The following is a 21,218-nucleotide window of genomic DNA, read 5'->3' on the forward strand; positions in this document are numbered from 1 at the left end:
AGCGGGGAACGCCGCCGGCAGCGCTACTTCAGCGCGCCACTGAGCAGCAGGTAGCCGGGCAGCCAGCCGGTGACGATGCCCGCCAGCACGGTGGCGACGCCGGTCAGCCTGAGGATCGGGCGCTGCAGCGCCAGCAGCACGAAGTAGAGGAACCACAGCACGCCCCAGCCCACCCAGCACCAGGCGAACCAGATGTCCCAGATGCTGGCCGCCTGCTGCAGGGAATCGATCGCCACCGGCACCACCGTGATGGAGACGAACAGGCTGAACCAGCCCAGTCCCCGGCCGTCGGCGCCGTTGAACCGGTTCAGCGCCACCCACAGGTAGGTGAAGGTGAACAGCAGCGTCAGCGCGCCCGCCTTGATCGAGGCGGTGCCGGCGTCGCTGCCGAAGATGAGCTGCAGCGACACCAGCATGGTCACGCCGCCGGAGAAGATATTGACCACCCAGATCTCACGGTCGCCGATCCTGCCGAGCAGCCATAAGCCATTGAGGAACAGCACCGCGCCTACGTACAGCAAGGTCAGGCCTAGCATGTCGTCTCCTCCGGGTTGCCTTCGTTATCGTTGTCGTTGTGGTCGTTGTCGTGGTTGCCGCCGTGCGCGCGGTTCGCCTCAGCGTTCGGTCCGGCCCGGCGGCACGCCGGGTTTGGGGGCGGGCGCGAAGGCAGCGGCACGCCTGTGGCGAACGGATCCACTATAGGCAGGCGGCCGCCGCGGCGAATCCCTCGCGGCGACGATTCGCGCCTCACCCTGCCGGACGAGGCCGCCTCCCCCAGGTGGGTGAGGCGGGCGGGACGGATGGAGCGGATGCCGGACCGGACCCATGGCGCGCGCACCGGCAAGCGTCATGGCGCGCTGGGAGGCAATGCGTCGCAACGCAGGCCTGAGAGCCGGTCTGAGGGTCGAGCGGAAGTACGGCGGACGGCGCGGCACGCATCGGCCAGGCGGGCGCCCGCCCGGGCGGCGCGCTCAGGCGTGCGGGCAGTGCTGCGCGTGCAGCCGCACCAGTTCCATCTGCCCGTGCGTATCGGTCTTCTGGAAGATCTGCTTGAGGTGGCTGCGCACCGTGTTCTCCGACACGTGCAGGGCCTGCGCGAGCGAGGCGATCGAATGGCCGGCGAAGACCAGGGCGCTGACGCGCGCCTGTGCCTCGCTCAGCTTGAAGTGGCGCGCGAACTGGCAATCCTGGTGCGCGTGCTCGGCGCCCTGGCGGCGCGCGCTGACCACCAGCAGGGCGCGCGGCCGGCCAGGCCCGCCATGCAGCCAGGCGCCGGCCGGCTGCAGGTTCAGCGTGGTGGGCAGCGTCCCGCCGGGCGCCGACACGGACAGCACCTGGGTCGGCGCGGATCCCGCCTGGCGGCCGCCGGCCGTTCCGCCCTCCGCGGGCAGCCGCGCCATCGCCGCCAGCATCTCGCGCAAGGCGCGCTGGTCGGCCGGCATCACCGCCGCCAGGTGCTCGCCATCGCGGTACAGCCCGCTGCCCTGCCCGCACAGGCCATGGGCGTTGCGGTTGGCATAGACGATGCGCCCGTCGGGCTCGACCAGGAAAGTCGCCGCGGCATGGCTGTCGACGATGCGCATCAGCGCCGCGCCCACGTCGTCGGCGCGGCGGCGCTGCCAGCGGTTGTCGAGCGCCAGCGCCACATGCGCCAGCACTCCCCGGAACTCGGCCTTCTCGCGCGCGCCGAAGCGGCGCTGGCCTTCTTCCCGGTAAAGCTCCAGGTAGCAGAGATGCTCGCCGTCGCGCGCCACCACGCCGAACAGGCGATGCAGGTAGCCGTAGGGCTGCAGTACCGCCTGGTAGTAGTCGGTGCGGCACAACTCGCGGCTGCCCAGCACGTCTTCGCCGGTGCTGACCTGCAGGGGCTGGCAGGCGTCGGCGAAGAGAAACCAGGGGTTGCGCGGGGCGTAGTCGGCGAAGCTGCGTGCAAAGCCGTCGTCGACGGGCGCGCCGTGCAGGAGTTCGCTTCGGCCGCTGGCCAGGTGGCGCCGCGCCAGCAGCGCTGCCGCCGCACCGAGGCGCTCGCACAATTGCGTCATGACGCCGTGCCAGGCGGCATCGTCGCGCGCGGCGTGGATGCGGTAGAGCAGTTCGCCCGTCTCGGGCGGATCGGCGTCGTGCGCTGCCAAGCGCGGCTCCTCCTGGTATCCCGGCGCAGCGCGGGGGGCGTGGGTCGGCGCCGCACGGACGCGGGCCGGATCTTTGCCGGGAAGTGTTTGCGCGCGCCCGGCAAAAGTCAAGGCGCGCATACCCTCGGCGCACCGCATTGCGCGGCGCGGCGAATCCGACAATAATCGGGGCGCCTGCCTGCGCCGCCGCGCGCCATGGCCCCTCGCCCCGCAGCATTCCCGAGCGCGCCCGCCGCGCCGACGCCCACGCCATGCGCATTCGACGAGAGTACCAATCCTGGGTCGCGAACGAGACGCTCGAGGATTACGCACTGCGCTATGCGGCCCGCTCGTACCGGCGCTGGACACCGTTCACGCTCGCCAACACCGCGCTGGGCGGCGCTTCTTTCCTGGCGCTGGAGGCGATCGGCGCCAGCGTGACCCTGAGCTTCGGCTTCCAGAACGCCTTTCCCGCCATCCTGCTGGCCTGCCTGCTGATCTTCCTGGTCGGCCTGCCGGTGGCCTACCACGCCAGCACGGCGAACGTCGACATCGACCTGCTCACGCGCGGCGCCGGCTTCGGCTATGCCGGTTCGACCGTCACCTCGCTGATCTACGCCTCCTTCACCTTCATCTTCTTCGCGCTGGAATCGGCCATCCTGGCCCAGGCCCTGGCGCTCGCCACCGGCCTGGACCTTACGCTCGGCTACCTGATCTGCTCACTGGCCATCGTGCCGCTGGTCTTCTTCGGCGTGACCCTGATCAACAGGCTGCAGATGTGGACCCAGCCGCTGTGGGCCGTCCTGCTGGTCCTGCCCTTCGCCTACATCCTCGGCCACGACCCGCACGTGTTCTCGCAGTGGGCGGCCTTCACCGGCCTGTCCGGCGGCACGGCGCGCTTCGACCTGCTGGCCTTCGGCGCCGCCACCGGCGTGCTGTTCTCGCTGATGGGTCAGATCGGCGAGCAGGTCGACTACCTGCGCTTCCTGCCCGACCGCAGCCGCGCCAACCGGCGCGCCTGGTGGAGCGCCCTGCTGCTGGCCGGTCCGGGCTGGATCCTGATCGGCGGACTCAAGGTCATGGCCGGCAGCCTGCTGGCGGTACTGGCGCTGAACGCCGGCATCCACAGCCGGCAGGCGATGGAGCCCATCCATATGTACCTGTGGGCCTACGGCCAGGTGTTCGACCGCCCCGAGGTGGTGCTGGGGGTGGCGCTGCTGTTCGTGCTCGTCTCGCAGATCAAGATCAACGTGACCAATGCTTACGCCGGTTCGCTGGCCTGGTCCAACGTCTTCGTGCGGCTGGCGCACTACCATCCCGGGCGCGTGGTCTGGCTGGTGTTCAATGTCGTGATCGCCCTGCTGCTGACGCTGCTCGGCATCTTCGCCACGCTGGAGGCGGTGCTCAGCGTCTACGCAATCGTCGTGACCGCATGGCTGGGGGCGCTGGTGGCCGACCTGGTCGTGCTCAAGCCGCTCGGCATCAGCCCACGCCACGTGGAATTCCGCCGGGCCTACCTGCACGCCTTCAACCCGGTCGGCTGCGGGGCCATGCTGGCCGCCTCGCTGGCCGGCCTCGGCGCCTACGCGGGACTGTTCGGCGCCACCGCCCGCGCCTACGCCGCCTTCCTGGCGCTGGCGGCATCCTTCTGCTGCGCCGTCGCCATCGCCTATGCCACCGGCGGCCGCTACTACATCGCGCGCGACAACAGCCGCTTCCGCGCGCACCGCGCCGACGAGCCGATCCGCTGCTGCGTCTGCGAGCGCGACTACGAAGCGCCCGACATGGCGCACTGCCCGTTCTACGGCGGCCCGATCTGTTCGCTGTGCTGCGGCCTGGACAACCACTGCCACGATGCCTGCAAGCGGCCCGCCGACGCCCCGGCCCGCGCGCACCGCGCGGGCCCGGCGGGCATGCTGGCGCCGCGCTTCACCGGGCGCCTGGCACGCTTCCTGGCGCTCTTCCTGACGGCGGCCGCGGCCATGGGCGCGCTGTTCCTGCTGGCCTGGCGCCTGATGGACGGCGCCGCCGCCTCGTCCGCGACACCATTCGCCGAACTGCTGCTGCGCGTCTACGCGGCGACCTTGCCCTTGCTGGCCTTCGGCGCCTGGTGGATCGTGCTGTCGCACGAAAGCCGCGAGCTGGCGCGGGCGGAACTGCTGGAGTCGCTGCGCCATCTCGAATCGGCGCGCAAGCACCTCGTCGAGTCGGAGAAGATGGCCTCGCTCGGCGGCCTGGTCGCCGGCGTCGCGCATGAAATCAACACGCCGGTCGGCATCGCCGTCAGCGCCGCCTCCTACCTGCAGGACCGTACCGATGCGGTGCTGGCGCGGCAGGCGCGCGGCGAGCTGCAGCCGGGCGAGCTCGAGCGCTACCTGGAAGACGCGGCGCAATCGGCCAGGCTGCTGCTGTCCAACGCCAACCGCGCCGCCCAGCTGGTGCAGAGCTTCAAGCAGGTGGCCGTCGACCAGGCCAGCGAGAAGCGGCGCCGCTTCGATCTCGGCGATTACCTGCGCGAGACCGCGACCAGCCTGCGGCCCGGCCTGCGCGACACCCGCGTGCGGCTGCTGGTCGACTGCCCCGCCGGCATCGTCATGGACAGCTACCCCGGCCCGATCGCGCAGATCCTCACCAATCTCGTGATGAACTCGCTGCAGCATGGCTTCGGCGACGGCCGCGCCGGCACCATCCGCATCGCGGCCCGCCGCGACGAGGACGACGGCATCGCGCTGAGCCATGCCGACGACGGCTGCGGCATCCCGCGCGCGCTGCACGAGAAGATCTTCGAACCCTTCTACACCTCGCGCCGCGGCCAGGGCGGCAGCGGCCTGGGCCTGCACCTGGTCTACAACCTGGTCACGCAGCGGCTGGGCGGCACCATCGCGGTGGCCGAGCGGGCCGGCGGCGGCGTCGAATTCACCGTGCGCATGCCGCGCGTCACGCCCTCGGCCAGGGCCACCATTCCAATCGTTCCCGCCGGGAATCCCACATGAGTCCAAGCTCCCCGATGCCCGAGCCGCTGTCGACCCTGCCGCCCTGGCAGGTGCTGCTGGTCGACGACGAACCCGCCGTGCACGACGTCACCCGCCTGGTCCTGCGCGACCTCAGCTTCGGCGGCCGGCCGGTGGTCTTCCACAGCGCCTACAGCGGCGAGCAGTGCCTGGCCCACCTGTCGGCGCATCCCGATACGGCGCTGGTGCTGCTGGACGTCGTGATGGAGACCGACCAGGCCGGCCTGGAGGTGGTGCACCGCATCCGCCGCGAACTGCGCAACGCCGACGTGCAGATCGTGCTGCGCACCGGCCACCCCGGCATGGCGCCCGAAGCCGAGGTGGTGCTGGATTATGAAATCAACGGGTACTTCGTCAAGACCGAGCTGACGGCGCGCAAGCTGGCCTCGGTGGTGATCGCCGGGCTGCGCAGCTACCAGTACGTGCGCGCGCTGCAGCAAGCGCACCTGCCACCGCCCGCAGCGGCGCCCACGCACGATCCGCGCACCGAGGAAGACGTCGCACGGGCCCTGCGCGAACGGCGCTACCGGCTGCAGGCCCAGTGCCAGGTCGACCTCGCGCGCGGTACCGTCGCCGCCGTGGCACTGCTGCCCGAGTGGCCGCAGGCGGACGGCTGGCTGCCCCACGCCGCCCTCGCCACCCGCCTGCGCGGCACGGCGTTGCTGGAGCCGATGCACGCCGCGCTGCTGCGCGACGCCTGCGCGCTGGCCGGCGCATGGCGCGCGGCGCCACTGCGGCCCCGCGCCGCGGGGGAAGCGGCAGCCGCGGCGGCCGAGCCGCCGCCACGCATCAGCGTGCCCGTCCTGCTGCCCGCGGCCGGCGCCGGCGCCATCCTGCAGGCACTGCCGGAGCAGGTCCGTCAGGCCCTGGACGAGGCCGGCCTGCCAGCCGGCGCGCTGGACCTGCTGCTGTCCGGCCACCTGCCGGACGGGAGCGGGGCCTGGGATATGCCGGGCGGCGACGCGGAAACCGCGCGCCTGGCCTGCTCCCGGCTGCGCGACCAAGGCGTGACCATCACGCTGGGCGACGTCGGCAGCGGCCCCATCTCGCTGGCCCATCTGCGCCGCCTGCAGCCGGACCGCATGCAGATCGCGCGCTCCCATGTGGACGGGGTGGCGGCCGATCCGGAGCGCAGCGCGATTGCGCGCGCCGTCATCGCGCTGGCGCACACGCTCGGCGTGCAGTCCCTGGCGGACGGCATCGCCAGCGCGGCCGACCTGGAGTTCTTCAAATGGGAAGGCTGCGACCAGGGCCAGGGAGACCTGCTGGGGCCGCCGTGCCCGGTGGCCGAGTGGCTGCACGCGCCGCCGGCCGGCTGACGGCCGCCACGCCCGCTCAGGCGCCTGTACGACGCGCACGCCGGCGCCTCGCGCGGCGCTGACTGCCCATTTCCGCCCGCCGCGCGAGGCAAGCCGCGGCGGTCCCGGTTACAATCGCCCCCGTGCAATTCTCTCTTTGCCCGAGGAACAGGATGTCCGACGCTCTAGACGCGCCACCGCGTGAACCGCGGGCGGGCGCCGAGGACAGGGCCGCGGCCGTGGCGACTACCATCGCCCGCAAGGCCATCGAACAGGCCGACCACGCCATGCGCAACTGGATGGATCCGGAGCCGGGTCCGCTGCGCATCGGCTCCGAGCAGCACCTGCTCATGTTCTGCAACATGCTGCTGCAGACCCACAACCCCTACAGGCCGGCCGTGATCGAATGGCCGGCGCTCACGCCCGAGGCACTGCAGCGCGTGACTTCCCTGCCGATCTGGGACATCGCCGTGCAGACCGAGGGGCGCGCCTCGATCCGTGTCAAGACCTTCGCCCGGACCGTGGCCCACCCGCTGCTGCGCAGCGCGCTGGAGATGAACGGCGGCGAGGAGGCGCGCCACAAGGAGGTGCTGTCCAAGCTGGTCGAGGCCTATGGCATTCCGCTCGCGCCGGAACCCGACTACCCGCCGCCCGCCGATCCGGAATGGGGCTGGCTGGTGACCGGCTACAGCGAGTGCATCGACAGCTTCTTCGCCTTCGGCCTGTTCGCCGCCGCCAGGCGCTCCGGCTTCTTCCCGGCGGAACTGGTCGAGACCTTCGAGCCGGTGATCCAGGAAGAGGGGCGCCATATCCTTTTCTTCGTCAACTGGGCCGCCTGGTATCGCCGCAACCTGCCGTGGTGGCGCCGCCCGCTGTTCGCGCTCAAGGTGGCACGGGTGTGGGCCTTCCTGGTCTGGGAACGTATCGGCATCGCGCGCGGCATCGACGCCGACGGCGTGGCGCGGGATGCCAGCTTCACCATGAGCGGCAGCGCGGCGCTGGGCGAGGCCATGTCGGCCGCCGCCATGATCGATCTCTGCCTGGCCGAGAACGAGAAGCGCATGGCGGGCTATGATACGCGCCTGCTGCGCCCCGATACCGTGCCCCGCCTGGCCCGTTTTGCCCGCCGTTTCCTACGTTGATTCCATGTTCCTGAAGATTGCTTTTGCGCTGGCGCTGGTGTCGCTGGCAATCTGGTGCGTATTGCTGGGCGCACGCGCCGGTTTCTGGCGCGTGCGCAAGCCGGCGCCCTCCCCCAGGCCCGTCCTGTGGCCGGAAGTGATCGGCATCGTGCCGGCGCGCAATGAAGCCGACGTGATCGGCCGCGCCGTCGCCGGCATGCTCGGCCAGCGCTACGCGGGCAGGCTGCGCCTGGTGGTGGTCGACGACCACAGCGACGACGGCACTGCCGCCATCGCACGCCAGGCCGCGGCCGATATCGGCCGCGCGGACGCACTCACCGTGGTGTCGGCGCGCGACCTTCCCGCCGGCTGGAGCGGCAAGGTGTGGGCGCAGTCCGAAGGACTGGCGGCGGCCGACGCGATCGCGCCCGAGGCCCGCTATATCTGGCTCACGGACGCCGACATCCACCATGGGCCGGGCGTGCTGGCCGAACTGGTGGCGCGCGCCGAGCATGAGCAGCGCGACCTCGTCTCGCTGATGGTGCGGCTGCGCTGCGCTTCCTGGTGGGAACGCTTCATCGTGCCCGCCTTCATCTTCTTCTTCGCCAAGCTCTACCCCTTCGCCAGCATCCGCAATCCGCGCAGCAAGGTGGCGGGCGCGGCCGGCGGCTGCATGCTGGCCCGGCGCAGCGCGCTGGCGCGCATCGGCGGCTTTGCCGCCATCCGGCACGAACTGATCGACGATTGCAGCCTGGCGGCGCAGATCAAGCGCGGCGGCCCGATCTGCCTGGACCTGGCCGACGACAGCATCTCGCTGCGGCCCTATGACGACTGGCGCAGCCTGTGGGACATGATCGCCCGCAGTGCCTATACCCAGTTGCACTATTCGCCGTGGATGCTGGCCGGCGCCTGCCTGGGCATGGTGCTGACCTACCTGGCGCCGCCGCTGCTCGCGCTCGGTGGCCTGGCCGCCGGCGCGCTGCTGTGGCCGGCCTGGCTGGCCTGGGCGATGATGAGCCTGGCCTACCTGCCGATGCTGCGCGAGTACCGCCAGCCGGCCTGGCTGGCACCGCTGCTGCCCGCCACCGCCCTGTTCTACCTGGGCGCCACCATCGACTCGGCGCGCCGCTACTGGCTGCGCCGCGGCGGGCAGTGGAAGGGCCGCGCGCAGGCTCCCGTCCGTTCCTGAACCGTCCCGGATCCCGGAAGCCCCGCCACACCCGCCCTGCCGTGCCTGCCTTACCCCAGATAGCCAGCCTGCCGGAACCAGTCCAGCGCGTCGCGCAGGGCCTCCTGGTACGGCCGGGCGCGGTAGCCCAGCTCGCGCGCGGCCTTGTCCGAGCGGAAAAACATGCGGTATCGCGACATGGCGAGCCCGTCCAGGGTGATGAAGGGCTCCTTGCCGGTCACGCGGGCCACCGCCTCGGCCACGTGCGCCAGCGGGTACAGCGGCCAGCGCGGCAGTTGCACCGTCGGTGCGCGCCGGCCGCTCAAGCCGGCGATATCGCGCAGCATCTGTTGCAATGTGACGTCTTGACCACCCAAGATATAGCGCTCGCCGATGCGGCCCCGCTCCAGCGCCAGCATATGGCCCTCGGCCACGTCATCCACATGGGCCAGGTTCAGGCCGGTATCGACGAAGGCCGGGATCTTGCCGGTGGCCGCCTCGACGATGATGCGGCCGGTGGGCGTGGGGCGCACGTCGCGCGGCCCGATCGGCGTGGAGGGGTTGACGATCACGGCCGGCAGGCCCTCTTCGGCCACCATGCGCTCGACCGCGCGCTCGGCCAGCACCTTGCTGCGCTTGTACGCGCCGATGGCCTCGTCCGGCCGCATGCCGGCGGTCTCGTCCACCGGCGCGGTGGCACCCGCCACGCGCAGCGTGGCGACGCTGCTGGTGTAGATGATGCGCTCGACCCCGGCGGCGCGGGCGGCCCGCATCACGGTCTCGGTGCCTGCCAGGTTGGTGCGCACGATCTCCTCGGGATCCGGTGCCCAGAGCCGGTAGTCCGCCGCCACGTGGAACAGGTAGCGCACCCCGTCCAGCGCACGCGCCATGGCCTGGGCATCGCGCATATCACCTTCGACCACCTGCAGCGGCAGGCCTTCCAGATTGCGGCGCGGGCTCGAGGCGCGTACCAGCGCGCGCACCTCGAAGCCGCGGGAGAGTGCCTGACGCGCCACGGCGGAGCCGAGGAAACCAGATGCACCTGTAACGAAAACTACATTTTTTACCGTCATGAGTCCTGTTGCGGTAGTGTCGCGGGCAAACCGGTCAACGGCCTGCCCTGCAGGGCGGCCGGACAAAGAAACCGGCAGCGGTATATAGTAACCACCGTGTTACGGAAATGTGATTCCGGAACAGCAATATTAATTTGTCTTTCACACCCATCCTTGGGTCGGGGGTTTTTTGTATGCAAGTGATTCTTGCCCAGCCCCGGGGCTTTTGTGCCGGCGTGGTGCGCGCCATCGAAATTGTCGACCGCGCCCTCGTCAAGCACGGCGCCCCGGTGTTCGTGCGGCACGAAATCGTGCACAATAAGCAGGTTGTCGAGGGGTTGAAGCGCAAGGGCGCGAAATTCGTCGAGGAACTGGACACGGTGCCTTCTGGCGCCGTGACCATTTTCAGTGCCCACGGGGTGTCCAGGCAAGTCGAGGCGGAAGCGCGCACGCGCGAACTGCACGCCATCGACGCCACCTGTCCGCTGGTCATCAAGGTGCATACGCAGGGCCGCCAGTACGCGGCCAGCGGCCGTGCCGTGATCCTGATCGGGCATGCCGGCCACCCCGAGGTGGAAGGCACGATGGGCCAGATCCCGGGCAAGGTCATCCTGGTGCAGAACGCGGCGGAGGCGGAAACGCTGGACCTGCCGCGTGACGCTCCGCTCGCCTACGTCACGCAGACGACGCTGAGCGTGGACGATACACGGGGTATCATCGCGGCGCTGGAGCGCCGCTTCACCGACATCGTCGGCCCGGACACCCGCGACATCTGCTATGCGACGCAAAACCGCCAGAGTGCGGTGCGTGAGCTGTCCAAGCACGTCGACGTGATCCTGGTGGTCGGCGCGACCAACAGCTCGAATTCCAATCGCCTGCGCGAGATCGGTGCCGAGAGTGGCGTGCCGAGCTACCTGCTTGCCGAAGGCAGCGAGCTGGATCCGGCCTGGGTGCGAGACGCGGCAGTGGTCGGCATCAGTGCCGGCGCTTCCGCGCCCGAGGAGATGGTGGAGGACGTGATCGCCGCGCTGCGCCGGCTGGGACCGGTCGACGTGTCGACCATGGAGGGTATCGAGGAACACGCCGAGTTCCGCCTGCCCGCCGAACTCGCCGACGCCCGCCCTGACACCGCGGCCGCCCGACAAACCGAACCGCAGCCGGCCCCGCTCAGCGTGGCCGACTGCACTTGAGAACTAGGAACACCGCCTTGGCCATTCCTTTCCTGCAGGTTGCCCGCGTGGGCACCTATATCGTGCGCAAGCACCTGTCCGGACAGAAGCGCTACCCGCTGGCGCTGATGCTCGAGCCCCTGTTCCGCTGCAACCTGGCCTGCAACGGCTGCGGCAAGATCGACTATCCGGATCCCATCCTGAACCAGCGCCTGTCGGTGCAGGAGTGCCTGGAGGCGGTCGACGAGTGCGGCGCGCCGGTGGTCTCCATCGCCGGCGGCGAGCCGCTGCTGCACAAGGACATGCCGGAGATCGTGCGCGGCATCATCGCGCGGCGCCGCTTCGTCTACCTGTGCACGAACGCGCTGCTGATGGAAAAGAAGATGGACCAGTACGAGCCCAGCCCGTACTTCGTCTGGTCGGTCCACCTGGACGGCGACCGCGAGGCGCACGATCACTCGGTCAGCCAGGAAGGCGTCTACGACAAGGCCGTCGAAGCCATCCGCGCGGCCAAGCAGCGCGGCTTCCGCGTCAACATCAACTGCACGCTGTTCAACGACGCCCAGCCGGAGCGCGTGGCGGCCTTCTTCGACACGGTCAAGGCCATGGGCGTGGACGGCATCACCGTCTCGCCAGGCTACGCCTATGAGCGCGCCCCGGACCAGCAGCACTTCCTGAACCGCGGCAAGACCAAGCAGCTGTTCCGCGACATCCTCAGCCGCGGCCGCGGCAAGAAGTGGTCGTTCAGCCAGTCGACCATGTTCCTCGACTTCCTGGCCGGCAACCAGACCTACCACTGCACGCCCTGGGGCAACCCGGCACGCACGGTGTTCGGCTGGCAGCGCCCGTGCTACCTGGTCGGCGAAGGCTACGTCAAGACCTTCAAGGAACTGATGGAGACCACCGACTGGGACGCCTACGGCACCGGCAACTATGAGAAGTGCGCCGACTGCATGGTGCACAGCGGCTACGAGGCGACCGCGGTGGCGGACACCTTCGCCCACCCGCTCAAGGCGCTCGGCGTGAGCCTGCGCGGCGTGCGCACCGACGGCCCGATGGCGCCGGACATCCCCCTCGACAAGCAGCGTCCCGCCGAGTACGTGTTCTCGCGCCACGTCGAGATCAAGCTGGCCGAGATCGGCCGCGCCAAGCCGTCCAAGGGCGGCAAGGCAGCCGCCAACCAGGCCGCGGAAGCCGCCTGAGGACGATGGCGGCAGCCTGGCCGACCCTGCTTGGCAGCGCGCTCGCCTCGGTGGCGGCGGGCTATGCCCTGGCCGCCGCCTGGGCCGGCCGGCGCGCGCCCGCGGCCTGGCCGGCGCCGGCCGCGCCGCGTCCGGTCAGCGTGCTCAAGCCGCTGTGCGGCGCCGAGCCGCGCCTGTACGAGAACCTGGCCGGCCTGTGCCGCCAGACGCATCCGTGCTACCAGATCGTGTTCGGCGTGCGCGACGCCGCCGACCCGGCCATCGCCGTGGTCGAGCGGCTGCGCGCCGACTTCCCCGCCTGCGACATCGCCCTGGTGGTGGATCCGCGCGTGCACGGCAGCAACCTCAAGGTCAGCAACCTGATCAACCTGTTCGCCGCCGCGCGCCACGATGACCTGGTGCTGGCCGACAGCGACATCGCCGTGCCGCCCGACTACCTGGTGCGCGTGGCGGCGCCGCTGGCCGACCCGCAGGTCGGCGTGGTCACCTGCCTGTACCGCGGGCGCCCGGTCGGCGGCCTGTGGTCGCGCCTGGGCGCCGGCTTCATCGATGGCTGGTTCGCGCCGTCGGTGCGCATCGCCCATGCCGGCGGCTCGCGCCGCTTCGCCTTCGGCGCCACCATCGCGCTGCGCCGCGGCACGCTGGCCGCCATCGGCGGCTTCGAAGCGCTGTCCGACCGCCTGGCCGACGACTTCTGGCTGGGCGAACTCGCGCGCCAGCTCGGCCTGCGCACGGTGCTGTCCGAGGTCGTGGTCGGCACCGACGTGACCGAGACGCGCCTGGCCGAGCTGTGGAGCCACGAGCTGCGCTGGCTGCGCACGATCCGCTCGCTGAACCCGGCCGGCTTCAGTTTCACCTTCATTACCTTCACCTGGCCGATGCTGGCGCTGGGCCTCGCCCTGGCGCCGCTGCCGGCGGTGCTGGCCATCGCCGCCGCCGGCGCGGCCGCGCGCAGCGTGCTCGCCGGCAGCGCCGGCGACGCGCTGCTGGCACCGCTGCGCGACATGCTGCTGCTGGCCGAATGGGCTGCCGCCCTGCCCGGCAAGCGCGTGCGCTGGCGCGACCAGGTGATGTCGACCCAAGACCGGCCCGCCACGGCGGCGGCCGCGCCACGTGCGCAGGCCGCCCGCCCGGAACCCGACAAACTCAACCCAGCCGCAAACGGCATCGTTTCCCGCAAGCCGCTATGACCGCCGCAAAGAAAACACTGTTCCTGCAAGCCCCCTCCTTCGACGGATTCGATGGCGGCGCCGGCTCGCGCTACCAAGCCAAGCGCGAAATCAAGTCCTTCTGGTACCCGACCTGGCTGGCGCAGCCGGCGGCCCTGATCCCGGGCAGCCGCGTGCTCGATGCGCCCGCCGACGAGCTGACCGTGCAGCAGACGCTGGACATCGCCGTCGACTACGACCTCGTCATCATCCACACCTCGACGCCCTCCTTCCCGACCGACGCCAAGTTCGCCGAGGAACTGAAGAAGCGCAAGCCCGGCGTGATGATCGGCATGGTCGGCGCCAAGCCGGCGGTGGACCCGGGCGGCACGCTGGGCGCCAGCGACGCCATCGACTTCGTCTGCCGCGAGGAATTCGACTACACCTGCATGGAAGTCGCGCAGGGCAAGCCGCTCAAGGACGTGCTCGGCCTCAGCTACAAGCTGGCCGACGGCTCGCACGAGCACAACGGCCCGCGCCCGATGATCGAGAACATGGACGAGCTGCCCTTCGTCGCCCCGATCTACAAGCGCGACCTGAAGATCGACAACTACTTCATCGGCTACCTGAAGCACCCCTATGTGTCGATCTACACGGGCCGCGGCTGCCGCTCGAAGTGCACCTTCTGCCTGTGGCCGCAGACCGTCGGTGGCCACCGCTACCGCACCCGCTCGGCGGAGAACGTGATCGCCGAGGTGAAGTGGATCAAGGAGAACATGCCCGAGGTCAAGGAGATCATGTTCGACGACGACACCTTCACCGACTTCAAGCCCCGCGTGGAAGAGATCGCACGCGGCCTGGGCAAGCTGGGCGTGACCTGGTCCTGCAACGCCAAGGCCAACGTGCCGTACAGCACGCTGAAGATCATGAAGGAAAACGGCCTGCGCCTGCTGCTGGTGGGCTACGAGTCGGGCGACGACCAGATCCTGCACAACATCAAGAAGGGCCTGCGCACCGACATCGCGCGCCGCTTCACCGAGGACTGCCGCAAGCTGGGCATCCAGATCCACGGCACCTTCATCCTGGGCCTGCCCGGCGAGACGCGCGAGACCATCGAGAAGACCATCGAGTACGCCAAGGAGATCAACCCGCACACCATCCAGGTGTCGCTGGCCGCGCCCTACCCCGGCACGCGCCTGTACGACCAGGCCGTGGAGAACGGCTGGCTGGAGGAGAACAAGGTGATCAACCTGGTCAACGACAAGGGCGTGCAGCTCGCGGCGATCAGCTATCCGCACCTCAGCAAGGAAGAGATCTACCACGGCGTGGAGACCTTCTATAAGCGCTTCTACTTCCGCCCCAGCAAGATCTGGGAGATCGTGCGCGAGATGCTGGGCAGCTGGGACATGATGAAGCGCCGCCTGCGCGAAGGCGTGGAGTTCTTCCGCTTCCTGCGCTCGCACGAGGCCTGATCCTGGAACAGCCTGCCCACCCCGCCCGCGCACTGATCGTCACCGCCGACGACTTCGGCCTCACCACCGGGGTCAACGAGGCGGTCGAACTGGCGCACCGCGACGGCGTGCTCAACGCGGCCAGCCTGATGGTGGGCGCGCCGGCGGCGGCCGACGCGGTGGCGCGGGCGCGCCGCCTGCCGGCACTGCGCGTCGGCCTGCACGTGGTGCTGGCCGACGGTCCTGCGGTGCTGCCGCGCAGCGCGATCCCCGACCTGGTCGACGCCGAGGGCCGCTTCGGCTCGGCCATGGCGCGCGACGGCTGCCGTTTCTTCTTCCTGCCGCACGTGCGGCGGCAGCTGGAGGCCGAGATCCGCGCGCAGTTCGAGGCCTATGCGGCCACCGGGCTGCCGCTCGACCATGTCAACACGCACAAGCATTTCCACCTGCACCCGACGGTGCTGTCGCTGATCCTGCGCATCGGCCGCGCCTACGGCCTGCGCGCCATGCGGCTGCCGCTGGAAAACGGCGCACCGCTGCTGCTGCGCCCCTGGCTGGCGCTGCTGCGCCGGCGCCTGCGCGCCGCCGGTGTCGCCCACAACGACTACGTGGTGGGCATCGCCAACAGCGGCGGCATGGACGAGACGGTGCTGCTCGATGCCCTGCGCCGGCTGCCGCCGGGCGTGGGCGAGATCTACCTGCACCCGGGCGTGGAGTCCGGTGCGCGCGTCACGCAATCGATGGCTGGCTACCGCCACGCCGACGAACTCGCGGCCCTGTTGTCGCCGCGCGTGCGTGCCGCGATGGATGAAGTGGCGCCACGGCGCGGCGGCTTTGCCGACGTGTTCGGCGGCCTGGCGCCCGCCTGAAGCAAAGATGAAACGGATTGCCTATCTCACCGGCCTGTTCGGCCTGCTCGGCCTGACCGCCCTGGTGGCACACCAGGGTGTCGGCGACGTCGCGCACATCCTGGCGCAGGGCGGCTGGCTGCTGTTGCTGCTGGTGCCCTTCCACGCCGTGCCGCTGCTGCTCGATGCGCAGGGCTGGCGCGTGCTGCTGGCGCCGGCCGATCCCGGCCGCCGTGCCGGCCTGGGTTTCCTGTGGTGGATCGCGGCCGTGCGCGAGGCGGTCGGCCGCCTGCTGCCCACCGCCAGCATCGGCGGCGAACTGGTCGGCATCCGCCTGGCACGCCTGCGCGTGCACGACACCACGGCCGTCGCGGCAAGCGTGGTGGTCGAAGTGATGGTGACGCTGCTGGCCCAATACCTGTTCTCGGTGCTGGGCGTGTTGATGCTGCTGCTGGCCATGGACACCGGCGGCCATGCCACCGTGATCCTGGCCGGCCTGCTGCTGTCGCTGCCGGTGCCGGTGCTGTTCGCGCTCTCGCTGCGCCACAGCGCCATCTTCGAGAAGCTGGAAGGCGCGGCCAAGCGCATCTTCGGCGAGGACCACCGCATCGCCGTGATGATCGACGGCGCGCGCCTCGACGCCCAGATCCGGCGGCTGAACCAGCGCCGCGGCGTGCTGCTGCAGGCCCTGGCCTGGCAGTTCGCCGGCATGCTGGCGGGTACGCTGGAAGTGTGGTTCGCGCTGCATCTGCTGGGCCACCCGGTACCCTTGTGGCAGGCGCTGGCCATCGAGGCCCTGACCCAGGCCGTGCGCCATGTCGCCTTCTTCGTGCCGGCCGGCCTCGGCGTGCAGGAGGCTGTGGTGCTGCTGCTGGGCCACATGCTGGGCGTGGACCCGCAGACCTCGATGTCGCTGGCCCTGGTCAAGCGGGCGCGGGAAATCCTCTTCGGCGTGCCGGCACTGCTGTCCTGGCAATGGCTGGAACTGCACCGCTGGCGCCGTGGCGCGCCCAAGGCGGCGCCGGCCGACGCGCGCGAGGCGCCGCTGCCCTGAACCGCCGTGGCCGGCCCGCCTCGCGGCGGCCGGCCACGCAGGCGGTCGGCCGCCGATCAGGCGTCGGCGGCCTGCTTGGCGTTGTGGTTGATCAGGTACTTGACCAGGCCGTCGACACCGCTGCGCGCGACGATGTCGGCGAACTGCTTGCGGTAGACCTCGATCAGCCAGGCCCCCATCATATTGATGTCGTAGATGCGCCAGCCGCTGGGCGTGCGCTGCAGGCGATAGTCGATCTGCATCTCGTCGCCGTTGTTCATCACGCGCGTCTGCACCACCACGTCGTTCGGTCCCTGCGCGGCCTGCGCCGGCTGGTAGCGGAACTTGACGTTCTGGTCGCGCAACTGCGACAGCGAGACGGCATAGCTGCGCACCAGCAGCGCTTCGAACTGCTGGTGGAGCTGCGTGCGCTGCTCCGGCGTGGCGTCCTTCCAGGCTGCGCCGACGGCCAGCCGGGTGGTACGCTGGAAATCGGTGAACGGCAGGAACTGGCGCTGGACCACCGCGGTGATCTTGGCCAGGTCACCGCTGCGCGTCTCGGGGTTCGACTGGATCGTGGTGATCACGCCTTCGACGGCGGCCCGCACCAGTTTGTCCGGGCTGGCCGTGGCGCGGTCGATGGCCTGCGCCTGCACGGTGGATACCACGGCGACGGCGGCCAGCGGGATCAGGGAAACGATGCGATGGGTATTCATGCTGGAGGTGGAGGCTGGAAACGAGGAACGAGGAACTTGAGGCTTGGGCTTGAGCCCCGGGACGGGCGCGGGAGGCCCGCGTGACGGTGGCGGGCAGGGCCGGCCCCGCCGCCAGGAAACCTGATCTTGAGCCGGTCAGTAACGAAGAAGTATAGCCGAGCGGCTTGCCGGCCCGCCGCGAGGCACAGCAATCACATTGCGACTGCGCCAGCGGCACTCCCCCACCCCCACGCGGGTATACTCCCGGCTGCCGTACTGCACGCCACCCCTCACATGCTCACGTCGCTGCTCACCCGGATCGTCAAATTCTCTACGTCACGCGCCTGGAGCGTGATCGTCCTGGCCGGGCTGCTGAGCTTGCTCAGCGGCGTCTACGTGGCACGGCACTTCGCCATCAATACCGACATCGGCCGCCTGCTGGAATCCAGGCAGCCGTGGGCCCAGCGCGATGCCGCCATCGGCAAGGCCTTCCCGCAGCGCGAGCAGATGATCCTCGCGGTGGTCCAGGCACCCGCGCTCGAACTGGCCGATGCCGCCGCCAACGAACTGGCCGCCGCGCTGCGCCAGCAGCCGGCACGCTTCCATGCGGTCAGCCAGCCCGGCGGCGGCGAGTTCTTCGGCCGCAACGGCCTGCTGTTCCTCGATACCGGCGCGGTCAAGGAAACCACCGCGCAGCTGGGCGAGGCCCGGCCCCTCCTCAATGCGCTCGCGCGCGATCCTTCGCTGCGCGGCCTCTCCGATACGCTCTCGACCACGCTGGCGCTGCCGCTGCAGCTCGGCCAGGTCAAGCTGTCCGACATGGCCACCCTGCTCGGCCAGGGCGCCGGCGCGGTCGAGGGCGTGCTGGCGCACAAGCCGGCCGCCCTGTCGTGGATGGGCCTGCTCGACGCCGACATGCGGCCGGGCCCCGACGGCCTCGCGCGCAGCTTCGTCACGGTCAGTCCGGTGCTCGACTACAGCGACCTGGAAGCCGGCGCCGCGGCCTCGGCGGCGATCCGTGCCGCGGCGGCCAAGCTGCGCCTGGCCGAACGCTTCGGTGCCGAGGTGCGGCTGACCGGGCCGCAGCCGCTGGCCGACGACGAGTTCGCCTCGGTCAGCGAGGGGGCCGCGCTGAACGGCGCCCTGACCGTGCTGGCGGTAATCCTGATCCTTTGGATGGCACTGCGCTCCAAGCGGCTGATCATCGCCGTGCTGATCAGCCTGTTCGCCGGCTTGCTGATGACCGCCGCGCTGGGCCTGGCCATGGTGGGCGCGCTCAATATGATCTCGGTGGCCTTCGCCGTGCTCTTCGTCGGCCTGGGCGTGGACTTCGGCATCCAGTTCGGCGTGCGCTACCGCGCCGAGCGCCATGTGGACGACAGCGTCGACGTGGGCACGGCGCTGGAGCGCGCCGCGCGCGTCTCGGCCATGCCGCTGGCGCTGGCCGCCGCCGCCACCGCCGCCGCCTTCTTCTGCTTCCTGCCCACCGACTACCGCGGCGTGGCGGAACTGGGCAAGATCGCCGGCGTCGGCATGATCGTGGCCTTCCTCGGCACCTTCACACTGCTGCCGGCGCTGATCTCGCTGATGCGGCCCGAGGGCGGCCGCGTCGCACCGGGGGTGCGCTGGCTGGCGCCCGCCGACGCCTTCTTCGAACGCCACCGCAAACCGGTGCTGCTCGCCACCAGCGCCGCCATCCTGCTGGCCTCGCCGCTGCTGCTGCACCTGCGCTTCGACTTCGACCCGCTCCACCTGAAAGACCCGCACTCCGAATCGATGGCCACGCTGCTGGCGCTGAAGGATGCGCCGCAGGCCGGCACCGACGACGTCAGCGTGCTGGCGCCCTCGCTGGACGCCGCCCGGCAGGTCGCCGGCAAGCTGTCGGCGCTGCCCGAGGTGGCGCGCGTGATCACGCTGCAGACCTTCATCCCGGCCGACCAGGGGCCCAAGCTCGAAGCCATCGCGGCCGCCGCGGCCAATCTGCAGCCGGTACTGCGGCAGGCCTCTTCGCCGCCGGCCACCGACGCACTGCGCGTGGCCTCGCTGAAGCAGGCCGCGCGCCAGCTCGGGCTCGCCGCCGAGGACCATCCGGGCCCGGGCGCGGCCGAGGCTGCACGCCTCGGCAAGGCACTCAGGCAGCTCGCCGCCGCCGATGCCGCCACGCGCGACCGCGCGGAACAGGCGCTCAGCCTGCCGCTGCGCCTGGCACTGGCGCGCCTGGACCTGGCGCTGTCGCCGCAGCCGGTCAGCCAGCAAAGCCTGCCACCGGCGCTGGTGCGCGACTGGCTGGCGCCCGACGGCCGCGCCCTGGTCGGCATCAGCCCGAAACTGCCGCCTGCCGGCGGCGCCGGCCAGGACAGCGCGCGCGAGCAGGCGCTCGGCCGCTTCATCGAAGCCGTGCAGCGGGTCGAGCCGGCGGCCACCGGCGGTCCGATCGTGATCCGCGGCTCGGCCGACACCATCATGACGGCCTTCGCCCACGCCGGCATCTGGGCCGTGCTGTCGATCACCGTGCTGCTGTGGATCGCCCTGCGCCGCGTCGGCGACGTGCTGCGCACCCTGGTGCCGCTGCTGGTGTCGGCCGTGGTAACGCTGGAGATGTGCGTGGCGCTCGGCATCGCGCTGAACTTCGCCAACGTGATCGCGCTGCCGCTGCTGCTCGGCATCGGCGTGGCTTTCAAGATCTACTATGTGATCGCCTGGCGGGCGGGCAAGACCCACCTGCTGCAATCCAGCCTGACGCACGCTGTGCTGTTCAGCGCCGCCACCACCGCCACCGCCTTCGGCAGCCTGTGGCTGTCGAGCCACCCCGGCACGTCCAGCATGGGCAAGCTGCTGGCGCTGGCGCTGGCCTGCACGCTGGCGGGCGCGGTGTTCTTCCAGCCGATGCTGATGGGCCGCCCGCGCCAGCGCGCCGGGGCCCGCCCCGGCACGGCCCCGGCGGACCCGGTGGCCGGCAGCGGCCAGCCCGGCAAGCGCCGCCGCAAACGCAGGAACAAGGCCAAGACCTCCTCGCCGGCGCGCTGAGCCGGCACGAACCCAAGACCAGAGCCATGCGCCGTACCTTTCCGCTTCTCCGCCCCCATCCGCTGCCCGTGCTGGCCGCCACCGCCCTGCTCTGCGCCGGCTGCGCGAGCGGTCCGCAGGCCTCGCCCGACGATCCGCTCGAGCCGCTCAACCGCGCCGTCTACCAGGTCAACGACAAGGTCGACACCTATGTGGCCCAGCCTGTCGCCAAGGGCTACAAGGCGGTGACGCCGCAACCGGTGCGCAGCGCCGTGACCAACTTCTTCGCCAACATCGGCGACGTCGGCAACGTGGTCAACAACCTGCTGCAGGGCAAGGCCGTGGATGCCACTGAGAGCTTCATGCGGGTGACCATCAACACGGTGTTCGGCATCGGCGGCCTGTTCGACGTGGCCACACCGGCCGGCCTGAACCGCCATTCGCAGGACTTCGGCCTGACCATGGGCGTGTGGGGCCTGCCGTCCGGCCCCTATCTGGTGCTGCCCTTCTTCGGCCCCAGCTCCGTGCGCGACGGTGTCGGCCTGGGCGCCAACTTCCTGCTCGACCCGACCACCTACATCGATCCGGTCTGGCGCTACAGCCTGTTCGCCGTCAACGTGGTCGACACCCGCGCCAACCTGCTGGGCGCCACCGACCTGCTGTCGCTGGCGGCGCTCGACAAGTACGCCTTCACGCGCGATGCCTACCTGCAGCGCCGGCGCTACCTGATCGAAGGCAGCCGCGCCGACAAGAACCTGCCCAACTACGAGGACAGCGAAAGCGAAGGCGAAGGCCAGGCGGCACCCAAGCCCGCCGGCGCCGCGCCCGCCGCACCCGCTCAGCCGGAACCGGCCAAGCCCTGACGCCCATCCCCGATTCCCATCCCGCACGCACGCGGCGCTGCC

The 21,218-nt window shown here is 70.6% G+C and carries 16 protein-coding genes; 12 read left to right on the forward strand and 4 right to left on the reverse strand.

From position 1 onward, the window contains the following. Positions 1 to 23 precede the first annotated feature (23 nt). Together BKK79_RS20460 and BKK79_RS20465 are read right to left on the reverse strand one after the other, a co-directional pair. On the reverse strand, positions 24 to 536 hold the full coding sequence (locus tag BKK79_RS20460) for an AmiS/UreI family transporter (protein WP_071019058.1): 513 nt from the start codon (positions 534 to 536) through the stop codon (positions 24 to 26). 435 nt (positions 537 to 971) lie between these two features. After that, positions 972 to 2,132, reverse strand: coding sequence for a helix-turn-helix transcriptional regulator (locus tag BKK79_RS20465; protein WP_071038616.1), 1,161 nt, complete (start codon positions 2,130 to 2,132; stop codon positions 972 to 974). Between the two features lie 251 nt (positions 2,133 to 2,383). Here BKK79_RS20465 and BKK79_RS20470 point away from each other — a divergent pair, with 251 nt between their 5' ends. The 4 genes from BKK79_RS20470 (at position 2,384) to BKK79_RS20485 (ending at position 8,730) form a co-directional block, all read left to right on the forward strand. Then, on the forward strand, positions 2,384 to 5,104 hold the full coding sequence (locus BKK79_RS20470; protein ID WP_071038617.1) for an ATP-binding protein: 2,721 nt from the start codon (positions 2,384 to 2,386) through the stop codon (positions 5,102 to 5,104). Next, positions 5,101 to 6,441 (forward strand): EAL domain-containing response regulator, encoded by a 1,341-nt coding sequence (locus tag BKK79_RS20475; RefSeq protein ID WP_071038618.1) that lies wholly within the window; start codon positions 5,101 to 5,103, stop codon positions 6,439 to 6,441. The genes BKK79_RS20470 and BKK79_RS20475 overlap by 4 nt, the downstream gene beginning before the upstream one ends. Before the next feature lie 152 nt (positions 6,442 to 6,593). Further along, positions 6,594 to 7,562, forward strand: a complete 969-nt coding sequence (locus BKK79_RS20480; protein WP_084084960.1) for an aminomethyltransferase — start codon at positions 6,594 to 6,596, stop codon at positions 7,560 to 7,562. Between the two features lie 4 nt (positions 7,563 to 7,566). Further along, positions 7,567 to 8,730 carry a glycosyltransferase gene (locus tag BKK79_RS20485; RefSeq protein WP_071019051.1) on the forward strand — a complete coding sequence of 388 codons (1,164 nt, stop codon included), beginning with the start codon at positions 7,567 to 7,569 and terminating at the stop codon, positions 8,728 to 8,730. Between the two features lie 50 nt (positions 8,731 to 8,780). Here the strand turns inward: BKK79_RS20485 and hpnA are convergent, their stop codons facing one another. Then, complete coding sequence (gene hpnA, locus BKK79_RS20490) at positions 8,781 to 9,782, reverse strand: hopanoid-associated sugar epimerase (protein ID WP_071038619.1); 1,002 nt, start codon at positions 9,780 to 9,782, stop codon at positions 8,781 to 8,783. A gap of 173 nt (positions 9,783 to 9,955) precedes the next feature. On the opposite strand from hpnA, the gene ispH reads away from it, so the two are divergent. From ispH to BKK79_RS20520, 6 genes are read left to right on the forward strand one after another with little or no spacing between them, the layout of a single operon-like run. Beyond that, the gene (gene ispH, locus BKK79_RS20495) at positions 9,956 to 10,951 is read left to right on the forward strand and encodes a 4-hydroxy-3-methylbut-2-enyl diphosphate reductase (protein WP_071019046.1); all 996 of its coding nucleotides are present in this window, start codon (positions 9,956 to 9,958) and stop codon (positions 10,949 to 10,951) included. A 17-nt stretch (positions 10,952 to 10,968) separates the two neighbouring features. After that, on the forward strand, positions 10,969 to 12,132 hold the full coding sequence (hpnH, locus tag BKK79_RS20500; protein ID WP_071019044.1) for an adenosyl-hopene transferase HpnH: 1,164 nt from the start codon (positions 10,969 to 10,971) through the stop codon (positions 12,130 to 12,132). Positions 12,133 to 12,137: 5 nt separating this feature from the next. Beyond that, positions 12,138 to 13,322: a bacteriohopanetetrol glucosamine biosynthesis glycosyltransferase HpnI gene (gene hpnI / locus BKK79_RS20505; RefSeq protein WP_071019042.1), complete on the forward strand. Its 1,185-nt coding sequence runs from the start codon at positions 12,138 to 12,140 to the stop codon at positions 13,320 to 13,322. Further along, positions 13,319 to 14,752, forward strand: a complete 1,434-nt coding sequence (hpnJ, locus tag BKK79_RS20510) for a hopanoid biosynthesis associated radical SAM protein HpnJ (protein ID WP_071019041.1) — start codon at positions 13,319 to 13,321, stop codon at positions 14,750 to 14,752. The genes hpnI and hpnJ overlap by 4 nt, the downstream gene beginning before the upstream one ends. A 32-nt stretch (positions 14,753 to 14,784) precedes the next feature. Continuing rightward, on the forward strand, positions 14,785 to 15,600 hold the full coding sequence (gene hpnK, locus BKK79_RS20515; RefSeq protein WP_231908243.1) for a hopanoid biosynthesis-associated protein HpnK: 816 nt from the start codon (positions 14,785 to 14,787) through the stop codon (positions 15,598 to 15,600). Positions 15,601 to 15,607: 7 nt separating this feature from the next. Then, positions 15,608 to 16,633: a lysylphosphatidylglycerol synthase domain-containing protein gene (locus tag BKK79_RS20520; RefSeq protein ID WP_071038620.1), complete on the forward strand. Its 1,026-nt coding sequence runs from the start codon at positions 15,608 to 15,610 to the stop codon at positions 16,631 to 16,633. Positions 16,634 to 16,689: 56 nt separating this feature from the next. Here BKK79_RS20520 and BKK79_RS20525 read toward each other — a convergent pair whose 3' ends face one another. Next, positions 16,690 to 17,328: an MlaC/ttg2D family ABC transporter substrate-binding protein gene (locus BKK79_RS20525; protein ID WP_071019036.1), complete on the reverse strand. Its 639-nt coding sequence runs from the start codon at positions 17,326 to 17,328 to the stop codon at positions 16,690 to 16,692. A 273-nt stretch (positions 17,329 to 17,601) separates the two neighbouring features. Here BKK79_RS20525 and BKK79_RS20530 point away from each other — a divergent pair, with 273 nt between their 5' ends. Then, positions 17,602 to 20,334 (forward strand): MMPL family transporter, encoded by a 2,733-nt coding sequence (locus tag BKK79_RS20530; RefSeq protein ID WP_084084971.1) that lies wholly within the window; start codon positions 17,602 to 17,604, stop codon positions 20,332 to 20,334. Between the two features lie 26 nt (positions 20,335 to 20,360). Then, complete coding sequence (locus BKK79_RS20535; protein ID WP_071019034.1) at positions 20,361 to 21,176, forward strand: MlaA family lipoprotein; 816 nt, start codon at positions 20,361 to 20,363, stop codon at positions 21,174 to 21,176. The last annotated feature ends 42 nt before the right edge of the window (positions 21,177 to 21,218 follow it).

The sequence above is a fragment of the Cupriavidus sp. USMAA2-4 genome (assembly GCF_001854305.1).
Lineage (GTDB): Bacteria > Pseudomonadota > Gammaproteobacteria > Burkholderiales > Burkholderiaceae > Cupriavidus > Cupriavidus malaysiensis.

Coding starts and splice junctions, on each gene's coding strand:
- BKK79_RS20485 (WP_071019051.1), top strand. CDS start 7,567: ATGTTCCTGAAGATTGCTTTTGCGCTGGCGCTGGTGTCGCTGGCAATC.
- BKK79_RS20530 (WP_084084971.1), top strand. CDS start 17,602: ATGCTCACGTCGCTGCTCACCCGGATCGTCAAATTCTCTACGTCACGC.
- hpnI (WP_071019042.1), top strand. CDS start 12,138: ATGGCGGCAGCCTGGCCGACCCTGCTTGGCAGCGCGCTCGCCTCGGTG.
- BKK79_RS20520 (WP_071038620.1), top strand. CDS start 15,608: ATGAAACGGATTGCCTATCTCACCGGCCTGTTCGGCCTGCTCGGCCTG.
- BKK79_RS20535 (WP_071019034.1), top strand. CDS start 20,361: ATGCGCCGTACCTTTCCGCTTCTCCGCCCCCATCCGCTGCCCGTGCTG.
- BKK79_RS20470 (WP_071038617.1), top strand. CDS start 2,384: ATGCGCATTCGACGAGAGTACCAATCCTGGGTCGCGAACGAGACGCTC.
- BKK79_RS20475 (WP_071038618.1), top strand. CDS start 5,101: ATGAGTCCAAGCTCCCCGATGCCCGAGCCGCTGTCGACCCTGCCGCCC.
- hpnA (WP_071038619.1), bottom strand. CDS start 9,782: ATGACGGTAAAAAATGTAGTTTTCGTTACAGGTGCATCTGGTTTCCTC.
- BKK79_RS20480 (WP_084084960.1), top strand. CDS start 6,594: ATGTCCGACGCTCTAGACGCGCCACCGCGTGAACCGCGGGCGGGCGCC.
- ispH (WP_071019046.1), top strand. CDS start 9,956: ATGCAAGTGATTCTTGCCCAGCCCCGGGGCTTTTGTGCCGGCGTGGTG.
- BKK79_RS20525 (WP_071019036.1), bottom strand. CDS start 17,328: ATGAATACCCATCGCATCGTTTCCCTGATCCCGCTGGCCGCCGTCGCC.
- hpnJ (WP_071019041.1), top strand. CDS start 13,319: ATGACCGCCGCAAAGAAAACACTGTTCCTGCAAGCCCCCTCCTTCGAC.
- BKK79_RS20460 (WP_071019058.1), bottom strand. CDS start 536: ATGCTAGGCCTGACCTTGCTGTACGTAGGCGCGGTGCTGTTCCTCAAT.